This window comes from Frigoribacterium sp. AC394 (assembly GCF_979258095.1).
The window spans coordinates 177,034-191,287 of record NZ_OZ409834.1; the positions used below are offsets into that span (position 1 = coordinate 177,034).

A 14,254-nucleotide genomic window follows, 5' to 3' on the forward strand; every position below is an offset into this window, starting at 1 on the left:
GTAGGGCCTGTGCTCGAAGGGAACACCAAGATGCCACTTTCCGAACAGGAGCAGCGGCTCCTCGACGAGATGGAGCGCAGCCTCTACAGCAACGACTCCGACTTCGTGGCGGCCGTCGGCAGTGGCCGCGGTCGACCGAACTACACGATGGTCGTCGTCGGCGTGCTGGGCGGTCTGCTCGGAATCGCCGTCATCGTCGCCGGGGTCATCCTCCGCCAGCCGCTCATCGGCGTCCTCGGGTTCGTCCTCGTCGTGGCCGGTGCGCTCTTCGCCATCGCCCCGCCGAAGCGGAAGGGCGCGTCCGTCCCGCCGTCGACGAGCTCGTCCCGGCCGTCGAGCACTCGGACGACCGCATCCGGCAGGTCGTCCGCCAGCATGATGGACCGCCTCAACGAGCGCTGGGATCGCCGCAACGACGGCGACGGGCGTCGGTAACCGGCTTCCTCCACAGCGCTCCACCGATCTCAGGGGTCGGCCTCCGGGTCGGCCCCTTCGGCATGCACGGGGGCCTTCGGCGGGCCATCTCGGCGACGAGACGTGCCTCATCTCGTCGACCCGCTCCTCCTGCAGTCCTGCTGCTCCCTCTTCCTCCACCCCCTCGATCCGCTGAACAGCAGCGATCGAGGGGGTTTTTCTGTGCCCAGAACGGGGCTTTTCGTTGTCGAGTGGTGCGTTGTGGAGTAAAGTGGAGGTACGTGGCACCACCGGGTGCGATGCGGGAGGGGGCGAGGCGCATGTTCCTCGGCACCTATTCGCCCAAGCTCGACGAGAAAGGCCGGATCATCCTTCCCGCGAAGTTCCGTGACGAGCTGGCCTCCGGCCTCGTCATGACCCGCGGTCAGGAGCGCTGCGTGTACGTGTTCTCGCAGCGCGAGTTCGAAGACATGCACTCGCGGATCCGACAGGCGCCCATCACGAGCAAGGAGGGGCGCGACTACATGCGCCTGTTCCTGTCGGGTGCCAGCGACGAGATCCCCGACAAGCAGAACCGGGTCACCATCCCGGCTCAGCTGCGCGACTACGCCGGTCTCGGGCGCGAGCTCACCGTCATCGGCGCCGGCAACCGCGCGGAGATCTGGGCCACCGACGCCTGGAACACCTACTACGAGGCCCAAGAGGCCGCATTCGCCAACACCACGGAGGAGGTGATCCCCGGCCTCTTCTAGGTCTTCGGCCCCGACTCCCAGCCGTCCGCCCTGGCGCACCTTCCCCGGTGCCAGGTCGGGACGGATGGGGATCAGGGCCTGAGAACAGGAGCCGACATCGCCATGGCAGAACAGATCCACACCCCCGTCCTCCTCGATCGCACGCTCGAGCTGCTCGCCCCGTCGCTCGGTCGACCGGGCGCTGTAGCCGTCGACTGCACCCTCGGCATGGGCGGTCACACCGAGGCCCTGCTCGCGAGATTCCCCGAGCTGACGGTCGTCGGGCTCGACCGCGACACGCAGGCCCTCGAGATCGCCGGTGACCGTCTCCAGCCCTTCGGCGACCGCGCCCGCCTCGTGCACACGACCTACGACGGCATCGGCGAGGCGCTCGACGGTCTCGGCATCGACACGGTCGACGGCGTCCTCTTCGACCTCGGGGTGTCGTCGTTGCAGCTCGACCGGGTCGAGCGGGGCTTCTCGTACTCGAAGGACGCACCGCTCGACATGCGGATGGACCCGACGTCCGAGATCACGGCCGAGACGATCCTCGCCGAGTACCCCGAGTCCGAGCTCCGACGCATCTTCTACCAGTACGGCGAAGAGAAGCTGGCTCCCCGCTACGCCCGTCGCATCGTCGAAGGTCGCGTCGACTCGCCGCTGACCCGCAGCGGCGAGCTGGTCGACCTCCTCGTCGCCGCCACGCCGATGGCCCTGCAGCGAGCGGGTCACCCTGCCAAGCGGGTCTTCCAGGCCCTCCGCATCGAGGTCAACGGCGAGCTCGCCTCCCTCGAAGCGGCGGTGCCCGTCGCCCTCGACCGGCTGGGGGAGTCGGGCCGCATGGTCGTGCTCGCCTACCAGTCCCTCGAAGACCGCTTCGTCAAGCGCGAGCTGGCGGCCCGCACCACCTCGACGGCGCCGCAGGGACTGCCCGTCGAGCTCCCCGAGCACCGCCCCGAGTTCCGACTCCTCGTCCGCGGAGCCGAACTGGCCTCAGCGGAAGAGATCGACCGGAATCCCCGAGCCAAACCCGTGCGCCTCCGCGCAGCCGAACGAATCCGGAGATCAGCATGAGCAGCCAGTTCGCCCTCGTCGACCCGACGCCCCTCGTGGACGTCGCTCCCGCCCCTCGAGCTCGGCCGGTCGAGATCGTCGCCAGCCGCGCCCAACGGCGTGCCCGGCCGAAGATCGCCTACGCCCTCGTGGCCACGGCTGCCCTGTTCGTCCTCCTCCTCGCGCAGCTGGCCATCAGCATCGCGTTGAGCGACGGGGCCTACAAGATCTCGGCGCTCCAGGCCTCGCAGACCGAGCTCACCCGTGATCAGCAGAAGTACTCCGAGCGTCTCGATGTGCTGTCGTCTCCGCAGAACCTGGCGAACAACGCCGAAGAGCTGGGGATGGTGCGGAACTCCAACCCCGTGTACCTCGATCCCTCCACCGGGGTGGTGCACGGCCAGCCGTCGCCCGCCGACGGCGAGGCCGACGGCACCGACAACCTCATCCCCAACACCCTCCTCGACGGCGTCCCCCTGGCGACCGCCCCCGAGAAGTCGGCTCCGACCACGGTCGCGCCGACCGTCGCGGCCGCGGGTGACCCGGGCACCTCGGCGTCCGACACGACCGTCGCCTCCACGGGGTCGGCCCCGTCGGCGACCGACTCCGCAGTGGCGGGCGCGCCGAGCGAAGGATCTCCCGAGCAGTCGGTAGCGTCTGACCCGAATCAGCTGGCGGCTCCGCAGACCCGTTAGCGGTATCCCCGTCCGGGCCACCGGACGACGACAGCGGTCGGGGCAGCACGGCCCACCGCGGTGAGGAATCATTCGTGAACGCAACACCCCGCAGCCGCCGGCTCCGAGCGACCCTGGCGATGGCCCTCGTGATCGCGCTGATCGGGGTGTTCGTCGTCCGGCTGGCCGACATCCAGCTCGTCCAGGCGGCCGAGCTGAACGACCAGTCCCAGAACAAGCGCGAGATCAGCCAGGTCATCTACGGAGATCGCGGTGACATCCTGGCCTCCGACGGCACGGTCCTCGCCGGCAGCGTGACGCGCTACAACATCACCGCGGCACCGGCCTTCGCCAAGACGCGGACGATCACGGAGACGGACGCGGACGGCGAGAAGACGAAGAAGACGCTCACCGTCGAGCAGGTCATGGCCCAGGTGGCCGAGATCACCGGCGGCGACGCCGACGCGATGTACGAGAGCATCACGAAAGATCCCACCGCTAACTTCGCCTACCTGATCAAGGGGGTCGACGTCGACGCCTTCCGCGCGGTCCGCGATCTGAAGAACAGTGGCATCTCCTATCTCTATTACGAGCGCCAGTCGGCTCGGACGTATCCCAACGGATCGGTGGCCGGCAATCTGACCGGGTTCATCGGCACGGACGGTCCGCAGGCGGGTCTCGAGCTCAGCGCCGACCAGTGCCTGGCCGGCACGGACGGGAACCAGACCTACGAACGAGGCGCCGACGGGGTCCAGCTGCCCGGCAGCACCGTGACCGACAAGGCCGCCGTCCCCGGCAGTGCGCTCACGCTGTCGATCGACAAGGATCTCCAGTACATGACTCAGCAGTCGCTCGCCGAGCAGGCGCAGGCCATCGGGGCCGAGTCGGCGACGGCGGTCGTCATGAAGGCCGACACCGCCGCGCTCCTCGCCGTGGCCGACTACCCGGCCGTCGACCCGAACGACGTCGACGGTACGGATGTGGACGACCTCGGATCGAAGGCGTTCACCGCGTCCTACGAGCCCGGGTCCACGTTCAAGGCGATGACCGCGGCGATGCTGCTCGACTCCGGCACGGCCACCCCGACGAGCCCGGCCACGGTGCCCTACTCGCGCAGCTTCCCCTGGGGTGGTTCGATCCACGACGCGGTATTCCACCCGACCGAGAAGCTCACGCTCACCGGCATCCTCCGCGACTCCTCGAACGTCGGGATCTCGCTGCTCGGCGAGAACCTCCCGGCGCAGGCCCGCTACGACTACATGCTGAAGTTCGGGCTCAACGAGCCCACGGGCGTGGGGTTCCTCGGCGAGCCCACGCAGGGAGTCCGCAACGTCTCCGAGTGGGACCAGCAGACGAGCATCAACTCCATGTTCGGGCAGGGCGTGTCCACCACGGCCGTGCACCTGGCGAGCGTCTTCCAGACCCTCGCCAACCACGGTCAGCGGCTTCCCGTGAACCTGGTGCAGAAGTGCACGGCGCCCGACGGCTCGGTGTCTCAGACCCCGAGCACCGAGGGCACCCAGGTCGTCTCGTCGTACGCGGCCGACACGACGGTGAACATGCTCGAGAAGGTCGTCAGCGACGGCGATCTGAAAGACGTCCTGACGATCCCCGGCTACCGGGTCGCGGCCAAGACCGGAACCGCCGAAGTGGCGAAGTCGGACGGCACGGGCTACGGTTCGGACCGCATCGTGTCGGTCGCCGGCATCGCCCCCGCCGAAGACCCGCAGTTCGTCGTCGTCGTGACCTTCACGAAGCCCAGTACCATCAAGACGTCGGCCGCCGCGGCGCCGACCTTCAACAAGATCATGTCCCAGGCCCTCGAGATGTACCGCGTCCCTCCGTCGACGGAGCCGGCACCGGACATCGCCGAGACCTGGTGAGAGAAGAGGATTCATTGAACGCCCGGATCCCCCGGTCCTCCGACCGGAACATCCGTCGGCGAGGTCCCTCGCCCAACTGGTCAGCGAGTTCGGACTCGAGCACGAGGGCTCCCTCGACGGCATCGAAGTCACGGGCGTCACGCTGAGCACGGCGGACCTCCACCCCGGCGACCTGTACGTCGGCATGCCCGGCGCGCACCGACACGGTGCCGAGTTCGCCGCCCAGGCCCGTGAGGGCGGTGCAGTGGCTCTGCTCACCGACCAGGCCGGACTCGACATCGCCGGCGAGTCGGGTCTTCCCGTCGTGCTGGTCGATTCGCCGCGCGCCGCCCTCGGCGACGTGTCGGCCTGGATCTACCGCACGGGCGGCGAAGGGTCGCCCCTGCTGTTCGCCGTCACCGGCACGAACGGCAAGACCTCGACGTCGTACCTGCTCGAGGGCATCCTCCGCCAGCTCGGGCTCGTCACCGGTCTGAGCAGCACCGCCGAGAGGCACATCGGCGATCTCACGGTCGTCAGCCGACTCACCACACCCGAGGCGAGCGAGATGCACGCCCTCCTCGCCCGGATGCGCGAGAGCGAGGTCCGTGCTGTCGCCGTCGAGGTGAGCGCCCAGGCTCTCAGCCGCAATCGCGTCGACGGGCTGGTCTTCGACGTGGCCGCGTTCACGAACCTCAGTCACGACCACCTCGACGACTACGCCGACATGGAGGAGTACTTCCATGCGAAGCTGCCGCTCTTCCAGCCCGATCGGGCGAAGCGCGCCGTCATCTCCCTCGACTCGCCCTACGGTCAGCGCGTCGTCGACAACGCCCGCATCCCGCTGACGACGATCACGGTCCTGCCCGACGTCGAGGCGGACTGGACGGTCGAGATCGTCGACGAGCAGGCGGCCTACACGGAGTTCCGACTCACCGGTCCCGAGAACCGCTCGCTCGTGACGAGGGTCCCGCTCATCGGCTGGCACATGGTCGCCAACGCGGCCCTCGCGATCGTCATGCTCGTCGAGGCGGGCTTCGAGCTCGGGGCGATCGCCCAGGCGCTCGAGACGGAGGGCGGCATCGTCGCGTACCTGCCCGGTCGCACCGAGCGCGTCTCCGGCGACAGAGGGCCGAGCGTGTACGTCGACTTCGGGCACAGCCCCGATGCCTTCCTGACCACCCTCGCGGCGGTCCGGCGCTTCACCACCGGCAAGGTCATCATGCTCTTCGGCGCCGACGGCGACCGCGACACCACAAAGCGCGGCGAGATGGCCCGCGTCGCCGCGGCCGGTTCCGACATCCTGGTCGTCACCGATCACCACCCGCGGTTCGAGGACCCCGCAGCCATCCGACGCACGCTCGTCGAGGCTGCGCGCGAGGCCTACCCCGAGCACGAGATCCACGAGGTGAGTCCGCCCGAGGCCGCCATCCGGGCCGCCGTGGCGCTGGCGGGCGAGGGCGACTCGATCCTCTGGGCCGGCCCCGGTCACCAGGACTACCGCGACATCCGGGGTGAGCGCACGCCGTACTCGGCGCGCGACGAGGCCCGTGCGGCCCTGCGTGAGGCCGGGTGGGCCGAATGATCGCGCTGACCGCCCACGAGATCGCCGAGATCACCGGCGGAGCCCTCGGCGGCGCCGTCGTCGACGGGCTCGTCCTCGACGGTTCCGTCGAGACGGACTCGCGTCTCGTCACCCCGGGGTCGATCTTCTTCGCCCTGCGCGGAGAGGTCACCGACGGTCACCTCTTCGTCGACGCCGCAGTCTCCAACGGGGCCGCGCTCGTCGTCGCCGAGCAGCCGGTCGAGGCCGACGTCCCGACGGTCGTCGTCGACGACGGCGTCGTGGCGCTCTCGCGTCTGGCCGCTGCCGTCGTCGAGCGCGTGCGCCGTCACGGACGACTCAAGGTCGTCGGCATCACCGGCTCGAACGGCAAGACGAGCACCAAGAACATGCTGCGTGCCATCCTGTCGGACATCGCTCCGACGGTCGCGCCCGAGGGGTCCTTCAACAACCACGTCGGCGCACCGATCTCGATGCTGCGCATCGACGACTCCACCGAGTACCTCGTGGTCGAGATGGGCGCGGCCGGCCCGGGCGAGATCGCCCGTCTGGTCGACATCGCCCGCCCCGACACGGGCGTCGTGCTCAAGGTGGGGCTCGCTCACGCCGGCGGCTTCGGCGGGATCGAGGGCACTCGTGCCGCCAAGGCCGAGATGGTGACGGACCTCCCCGAGTCGGGCACCGCCGTGCTGAACGCCGACGACGAGCGCGTGGCCGGCATGGCGTCCGTCACGGCGGCACGCGTGGTCACCTTCGGGCAGAGCCCGACGGCCGACTACCGGGCGTCCGACGTCGACGTCACGGCCGCGGGCACCACCTTCGTCTTCGAGCACGGCGACCTGCGTCGCCGTGTCGCTCTGCGCATCCTCGGCGAGCATCACGTGATGAACGCCCTGGCCGCGCTCACCGTCGTGGGCGAGTGGGGCGTCGATCTCGATCGGGCGGCCACCGTCCTCGAGGGCGTGGCCCGAGCCGAGCGCTGGCGCATGGAGCTCTTCGAGGCACCGGGCGGGGTCACCGTCGTGAACGACGCGTACAACGCGAGTCCCGACTCCGTCGCGGCCGCCCTCAAGACCCTCGCCCAGATCACGCCCACCGACGGCCGATCCATCGCCGTCCTCGGCGAGATGGCCGAGCTGGGCGAGTTCGCCCGTGACGAGCACGACCGCATCGGCCGCCTCGTCGTGCGTCTCAACATCTCGCAGCTGATCGTGGTCGGTCAGGCCGCGCGGCACATCCACATGGCAGCCGGGCTCGAGGGCTCCTGGGACGGAGAATCACTGCTCGTGGACACCATCGACGAGGCGTACGACCTCCTCCATCCCGGACTCCGCACCGGTGACGTCGTGCTCGTGAAGTCGTCCAAGTCGGCGGGGCTCAGGTTCCTCGGAGACCGACTCGCGGGGGTCGACGCATGATCGCCCTCCTCATCGCGGGAGCCGTCTCCCTCGTCTTCACGCTGCTGATGACGCCTCTCTTCATCAAGCTGTTCCACCGTCTCGGCTGGGGCCAGTTCATCCGCGACGACGGCCCGCAGTCGCACCACACGAAGCGCGGCACCGCCACGATGGGCGGCATCGTCCTCATCCTCGGCACGGTGATCGGCTACTTCGTCGGCCACCTCGGCGCACAGGACGAACTGACCTCGAGCGGTCTGCTCGTGCTGTTCCTCATGGTCGGTCTCGGCGCCGTGGGCTTCCTCGACGACTTCCTGAAGGTGCGCAACCAGCGCAGTCTCGGTCTCGGCGGCTGGGCGAAGGTCATCGGTCAGGTCGTCGTGGGCGCGGTCTTCGCGATCCTCGCCCTCTCGTTCCCGAACGAGAACGGTCTGACCCCCGCGTCGACGAAGATCTCGGGCATCCGCGACATACCGTGGCTCGACTTCATGTTCTTCGGCAGCATCATCGGCGGTGGGCTGTTCCTGATCTGGGTCGTGCTGATCACCGTCAGCACGTCGAACGGCGTGAACGTCGCCGACGGGCTCGACGGTCTGGCGACCGGATCCTCCATCCTCGCCATCGCGTCGTACATCTTCATCGGCTTCTGGCAGTTCAACCAGTCGTGCTTCAGCACGCGCCTCGACGAGACGACGCGATCCGCCTGCTACACGGTGGCGAACCCGCTCGACCTCGCGGTGGTCGCGGCTGCCATCTGCGGCGGACTGATCGGCTTCCTGTGGTGGAACACCTCGCCGGCGCAGATCTTCCTCGGCGACACGGGGTCGCTCGGCCTCGGCGGCGCCCTCGCCGCCCTGGCGATCCTCAGCCGCACCGAGCTGCTCCTCGTGCTCATCGGCGGTCTGTTCATCGTCGTCACCGGTTCGGTCATCCTCCAGCGGGCGTACTTCAAGCTCACCAAGGGCAAGCGGATCTTCCTGATGAGTCCGCTGCATCACCACTTCGAGTTGAAGGGCTGGGCCGAGGTCACGGTGGTCGTCCGGTTCTGGATCATCGCCGGGCTCTTCGTCGCCGCCGGCGTCGGCGTGTTCTACCTCGAATGGATCTCCCGCACCTCATGACCGACGCACCTCTCGACGGCGGACCCGCCCAGCGCCTCCTCGGTCTCGACAGCTGGCACGCCGACTGGTCGGGTCTCCGGGTGGCCGTCCTCGGGCTGGGGGTCACCGGATTCTCGGTGGCCGACACCCTGACCGAGCTCGGCGCACGCATCGTGGTGCTCGCACCGGCCGTCGACGACGATCGCGCCGAGCTCCTCGACCTGATCGGGGCGGAGCTGCTGATCGAACCCGAGATGTCGACCGCTCCGGAGGCGCTGGTCGCCTTCGCCCCCGAGGTCGTCGTCGTCTCGCCGGGATTCGCGCCCCACCACCCGCTCGTCCGCTGGGCGGAGGAGAGCGGAGCAGCCGTATGGGGCGACGTCGAGCTGGCGTGGCGCGTCCGCGACAAGACCTCCCGGGTCGCCGAGTGGCTGCTGGTCACCGGCACCAACGGCAAGACGACGACCACGCAGCTCGCGACGGCGATGGCCGTCGCCGACGGCAGGCGAGCCGCTGCGGTCGGGAACATCGGCGTGCCGGTGCTCGACGCGGTGCGCGACCCCGAGGGGCACGATCTGTTCGTCGTCGAGCTCTCGAGTCACCAGCTGCACAGTCTGCCGCTGGACGGCCCCGGCGCGCTGCGACCGCTCGCGGCCGTCTGCCTGAATCTCGAGGACGACCACCTCGAGTGGCACGGGGGCGCCGACGCCTACCGCGACGCCAAGGCGAAGGTCTACTCGAACGCCGTCCGCGCGTGCGTCTACAACAAGGCCGACGACGCCACACGGCGCATGGTCGAGGACGCCGACGTGGCCGAGGGCTGCCGTGCGATCGGCTTCGGCCTGTCGGCGCCCGGTCCGAGCGACTTCGGCGTGGTTTCCGGCGACGACGGGGGAGTCCTCGTCGACCGGGCGTTCCTGGCCGCCCGCCGGACGAGCGCGCTCGAGCTGACCACGACGACGGCCCTCGACCAGGTCGGCCTCGGCGCCGATCACCTCGTCGCCGACGTGCTGGCGGCCGCCGCTCTCGTCCGGGCCGCGGGTGTCGACCCGGTGTCGATCAAGACCGCGCTGGCGGGGTTCCGGGTCGACCACCACCGGATGGAGGTCGTGGCCGAGGCCGACGGCGTCACGTGGGTGGACGATTCGAAGGCGACGAATCCGCATGCGGCGCGCGCCTCCCTCGCAGCCTTCCCCTCGGTCGTGTGGATCGTCGGCGGCGTGTTCAAGGGCGTCGACGTCGAACCGCTCGTCGAGGAGTCCGTCGACCGGGTCCGTGCCGCGGTCGTGATCGGCACCGACCGGCTGGGCATCGTCCAGGCCTTCGCGCGACACGCGCCCGACATGCCCGTCTTCGAGGTCGAGGCGACCGACACTGAGCAGGTGATGCCGACGGCCGTGAGGCTGGCGGCCGAGGCCGCGCAGGCCGGCGACGTCGTCCTGCTGGCCCCGGCGGCGGCATCGTTCGATCAGTTCAGCGACTACACCGCGCGCGGCAGGGCATTCGCCTCCGCCGTCCACGACCATCCGGGAGGCACGGCCGATGGCCCATCCACCGTCCAGCCTCCCGCGTCGCCGCTTGGCTGACCTCACCGGGCACCGAACCCGCCCGACGACCGATCCGGGCGCCGACACCGGCTCGGCCGACCCCTCGGGGCGCCCCGCCGCGGCGGTCGTCGCGGTGAAGCGTCTGTTCGCGGCCGAGACCGGCTCGTTCTTCGTGATCCTCGGCACGACCCTGTTCCTCGTCGTGCTGGGTCTCGTCATGGTCCTCTCGTCGTCGTCGGTGGAGTCGTACATCGCATCCGGTCAGACCTCGTTCTTCGGATCGTTCGTGCGTCAGGGGATCTACGCCGCGGTCGGCATCCCGCTGATGCTGATCGTCTCGCGCGTCCCCATCTGGTTCTGGAAGCGCTGGGCCTGGCAGATCCTCGGCGCGACCCTCGTGCTCCAGCTGCTCGTCTTCACCGGTCTCGGCATCGAGGTCGGCGGCAACCGCAACTGGATCGACCTCGGCTCGTTCACCGCTCAGCCGTCCGAGGCCGTCAAGCTCGCCCTCGCCATCTGGCTCGGCATGATCCTCGCCGTCAAGCGCGACCTCCTCGACGACTGGCGCCACCTGGCCATCCCGCTGGTGCCCGTCGTGCTCGTCGCCGTCGGTCTGGTCGTCGCCGGCGGAGACCTCGGCACGACCATGGTCATGCTGCTGCTCGTCTTCGGAGCCGTCTGGTTCGCCGGCATCAAACTCCGCTACCTGCTCATCCCCATCGCCCTGCTGGCCGTGGTCGTCCCGATGATCGCGTTCGGATCGGTGTCGCGCAACGACCGGATCGCGGCATGGATGGCCGGCTGCAGCGACGACAGCGCCTATCAGGGCATCTGCTGGCAGTCCCTGCACGGCACCTGGGCTCTCGCCTCGGGCGGGCTCTTCGGGGTGGGGCTCGGCAACTCGAAGGCGAAGTGGTCGTGGCTGCCCGAGGCGGACAACGACTTCATCTTCGCCGTGCTCGGCGAGGAGCTCGGGCTGATCGGCGCGGTCGTCGTCCTGGCCCTCTTCGTCGTGCTGGCCATCGCGTTCATCAAGATCATCCGCAAGACGCGCGACCCGTTCGTGCGCGTCGTCACGGGGGCCATCGCGGCCTGGATCGTCGGACAGGCCCTCATCAACATCGCCGTCGTGCTCGGCCTGCTGCCGGTGCTCGGGGTGCCCCTGCCGTTGATCTCGGCGGGCGGCTCCGCTCTGATCGTGACCCTGGTGGCGATCGGCGTCGTCCTCTCGTTCGCCCGGTATCCGGAGGAGTCGGAGCCGAGCCCGACCGTCGGTCGTCAACGAGTAGGGTCTCTCCGGTGACGACGTACCTTCTCGCCGGCGGAGGAACCGCCGGGCATGTGAACCCGCTCCTGGCCGTGGCCGACCGGATCCGCCTCCGCGAGCCCGATGCCATCGTGCTCGTGCTCGGAACGGCCGAGGGCCTCGAGGCGCGGCTCGTCCCGCTCCGGGGCTACGAGCTGCTGACCGTCCCGCGTCTGCCGTTCCCGCGCCGGCCCTCGGCTGCCGCCCTGCGGTTCCCTTCGCGGCTGGTCCAGGCGGTCCAGGGCGTGCGAGAGCTCCTCAGGCGACACCGCGTCGACGTCGTCGTCGGCTTCGGCGGATACGCGTCCGCCCCGGCCTACGTGGCGGCCTGGCGTTCGAAGGTCCCCTTCGTCGTGCACGAGGCCAACGCCAAGCCGGGCATCGCGAACGTCCTCGGCTCGTACCTGACCTCGCACGTCGGCACGGTCTTCCACTCGACGTCGCTCCGTCACGGCCGCCAGGTGGGCATGCCGCTCCGCCACGAGATCGAGACCCTCGACCGTCGGGCCAGCCGGGCCGAGGCCGTGGCCGAGTTCGGACTCGACGAGTCGAAGCCCACGCTCCTGATCACCGGGGGGTCGAGTGGTGCGAAGCGCATCAACGAGACCATGTCGACGGCCGCCGCCGCGGTGCTCGGCGCCGGCTGGCAGATCCTCCACATCACCGGGGCGAAGTCGGATCTCGGGCCGAGCGACCTGCCCGACCACCACCTCCTGCGCTACTGCGACCGCATGGATCTCGCGCTGTCCGCGGCCGACTTCGTCGTGTCCCGTTCGGGCTCGGCGACGGTGAGCGAGCTCACCGCCCTCGGTCTGCCGTCCGTGCTCGTGCCCTACCCGGTCGGCAACGGCGAGCAGCGCCACAACGCGACCGACGTCGTCCAGGCCGGAGGCGCGGTGCTGGTCGACGACGCCGACTTCACACCCGAGTGGGTCGCTACGACCCTCGTGCCTCTCCTCCTCGACCGCTCGCGGATCGCCGACATGGCGGTGCAGGCGTCGACGGTCGGAGTCCTCGACGGCACCGACCGCACCGTCGACCTCGTGGTCGACGCGGCGCGACCACGAGACCGATCCACCGCCGACGCACCGGCGAGAACCCCCGCGACGAACGACGAGAACTCATGATCAAGCCCGACCTCAGCCAGCAGATCCCGACCGAACTCGGTCGCGTCCACTTCGTCGGAATCGGCGGATCGGGCATGAGCGGCATCGCCCGCGTGTTCCTCGCGGCCGGGCATGAGGTGACCGGCTCGGACATCCGCGACACTCCGGGTGTCCAGGCGCTGCGCGATCTCGGTGCCACGGTGTCGATCGGCCACGACGCCGCCAATCTCGGCGACGCCGACACCCTCGTGGTGACCGGGGCGCTCTGGCAGGACAATCCCGAGTACCGGGCCGCCCTCGCCAAGGGGCTCCCCGTGCTGCACCGATCGCAGGCGCTCGCCTGGCTGATCGGCGGTCAGCGCCTGGTCTCCGTCGCCGGCGCGCACGGCAAGACGACGTCCACCGGAATGATCGTGACCGCGCTCCTGGCGGCCGGCCGCGACCCCAGCTTCGTCAACGGGGGAGTCATCCAGTCACTCGGCGTCAGTGCTCGCGGCGGTGCGGAGGAGCTCGTGGTCGTCGAGGCCGACGAGTCCGACGGCTCGTTCCTGCTCTACGACACCTCCGTCGCGCTCGTCACCAACGTCGACGCCGACCACCTCGACCACTACGGCTCGCACGAGGCGTTCGACGAGGCCTTCGTGCGGTTCGCCGGTGCCGCCTCCGAACTCGTCGTCATCTCCAGCGACGACCCCGGAGCCCGACGGGTCCGAGCCGCGCTCGACCACTCGAACGTCGTCACCTTCGGACTCGACGCCGAGGCCGACGTGCGTCTCAGCGACGTCGCGACGGTCGGACCGGTGTCGTTCACCCTGCATCACGCCGGCACCGAGCGCCCCGTCCAGCTGAGGGTGCCCGGGGTGCACAACGCCGTCAACGCGGCGGGTGCCTTCGCCGTGCTGATCGGCCTCGGCGTCGACCCCGAGGCGGCGGTCGCCGGGCTCGAGACCTTCGGCGGCACCGAGCGCCGCTTCGAGCTGCACGGCACCGTCGCCGGGGTCAGCGTCTACGACGACTACGCGCACCACCCGACCGAGGTCGCGGCGGCGCTGCAGGCGGCGCGGTCCGTCGTGGGCGACGGGCGGCTCATCGCCGTGCACCAGCCGCACCTCTACAGCCGCACCCGCATGATGGCCGGAGAGTTCGCCGAGACCTACGAGTCGCTCGCCGACCACACGATCGTCCTCGACGTCTACGGCGCGCGAGAGGACCCCGAGCCCGGAGTCACGGGCGCCCTGGTCTCCGAGCGCTTCGCCGACGCCTCGCGGGTCGACTTCGTCTCCGACTGGCAGTCCGCCGCCGTGCGCACGGCCGAGGTCGCCCGCGACGGCGACTTCGTCATCACGCTCGGCTGCGGCGATGTGTACCGCATCGTCCCGCAGCTGCTCGCCGCACTCGACGCGGGCGCCGCGCCCGTCGACCCCGTGTCGGAAAAGACCGGAGCGTGACTCGACCGACCAGCCCCGGCGTCAGGGACCGGTCGTGAAGCGGCCCGAGGGA

Annotated in this window: 12 protein-coding genes; all 12 read left to right on the forward strand. The window is 69.9% G+C overall.

The genetic code is table 11. The features are described 5' to 3' along the window. Positions 1–30: 30 nt before the first annotated feature. The 12 genes from ACZZY9_RS00750 (at position 31) to murC (ending at position 14,202) form a co-directional block, all read left to right on the forward strand. Complete coding sequence (locus ACZZY9_RS00750) at positions 31–435, forward strand: DUF3040 domain-containing protein (RefSeq protein WP_463462619.1); 405 nt, start codon at positions 31–33, stop codon at positions 433–435. Between the two features lie 299 nt (positions 436–734). After that, complete coding sequence (gene mraZ, locus ACZZY9_RS00755; protein WP_192060453.1) at positions 735–1,166, forward strand: division/cell wall cluster transcriptional repressor MraZ; 432 nt, start codon at positions 735–737, stop codon at positions 1,164–1,166. 102 nt (positions 1,167–1,268) lie between these two features. Beyond that, complete coding sequence (gene rsmH / locus ACZZY9_RS00760; protein WP_463462620.1) at positions 1,269–2,219, forward strand: 16S rRNA (cytosine(1402)-N(4))-methyltransferase RsmH; 951 nt, start codon at positions 1,269–1,271, stop codon at positions 2,217–2,219. After that, positions 2,216–2,893: a cell division protein FtsL gene (ftsL, locus tag ACZZY9_RS00765; RefSeq protein WP_463462621.1), complete on the forward strand. Its 678-nt coding sequence runs from the start codon at positions 2,216–2,218 to the stop codon at positions 2,891–2,893. The genes rsmH and ftsL overlap by 4 nt, the downstream gene beginning before the upstream one ends. 74 nt (positions 2,894–2,967) lie before the next feature. After that, a complete protein-coding gene (locus ACZZY9_RS00770) occupies positions 2,968–4,755 on the forward strand; it encodes a peptidoglycan D,D-transpeptidase FtsI family protein (protein ID WP_463462622.1) in 1,788 nt (595 codons plus the stop codon). 13 nt (positions 4,756–4,768) lie between these two features. Next, positions 4,769–6,319, forward strand: coding sequence for a Mur ligase family protein (locus ACZZY9_RS00775; RefSeq protein ID WP_463464616.1), 1,551 nt, complete (start codon positions 4,769–4,771; stop codon positions 6,317–6,319). Next, positions 6,316–7,716, forward strand: coding sequence for a UDP-N-acetylmuramoyl-tripeptide--D-alanyl-D-alanine ligase (locus ACZZY9_RS00780; protein WP_463462623.1), 1,401 nt, complete (start codon positions 6,316–6,318; stop codon positions 7,714–7,716). Before ACZZY9_RS00775 ends, ACZZY9_RS00780 begins: the two co-directional genes overlap by 4 nt. Next, positions 7,713–8,816, forward strand: coding sequence for a phospho-N-acetylmuramoyl-pentapeptide-transferase (gene mraY / locus ACZZY9_RS00785; protein WP_463462624.1), 1,104 nt, complete (start codon positions 7,713–7,715; stop codon positions 8,814–8,816). Before ACZZY9_RS00780 ends, mraY begins: the two co-directional genes overlap by 4 nt. Then, positions 8,813–10,381 carry a UDP-N-acetylmuramoyl-L-alanine--D-glutamate ligase gene (gene murD, locus ACZZY9_RS00790; RefSeq protein WP_463462625.1) on the forward strand — a complete coding sequence of 523 codons (1,569 nt, stop codon included), beginning with the start codon at positions 8,813–8,815 and terminating at the stop codon, positions 10,379–10,381. The genes mraY and murD overlap by 4 nt, the downstream gene beginning before the upstream one ends. Beyond that, complete coding sequence (gene ftsW / locus ACZZY9_RS00795; RefSeq protein ID WP_463462626.1) at positions 10,374–11,645, forward strand: putative lipid II flippase FtsW; 1,272 nt, start codon at positions 10,374–10,376, stop codon at positions 11,643–11,645. Before murD ends, ftsW begins: the two co-directional genes overlap by 8 nt. Continuing rightward, entirely contained in the window at positions 11,642–12,775 is a 1,134-nt protein-coding gene (locus ACZZY9_RS00800; RefSeq protein WP_463462627.1) for a UDP-N-acetylglucosamine--N-acetylmuramyl-(pentapeptide) pyrophosphoryl-undecaprenol N-acetylglucosamine transferase, read from the forward strand. The genes ftsW and ACZZY9_RS00800 overlap by 4 nt, the downstream gene beginning before the upstream one ends. Next, positions 12,772–14,202 (forward strand): UDP-N-acetylmuramate--L-alanine ligase, encoded by a 1,431-nt coding sequence (murC, locus tag ACZZY9_RS00805; protein WP_463462628.1) that lies wholly within the window; start codon positions 12,772–12,774, stop codon positions 14,200–14,202. Before ACZZY9_RS00800 ends, murC begins: the two co-directional genes overlap by 4 nt. Positions 14,203–14,254 lie beyond the last annotated feature (52 nt).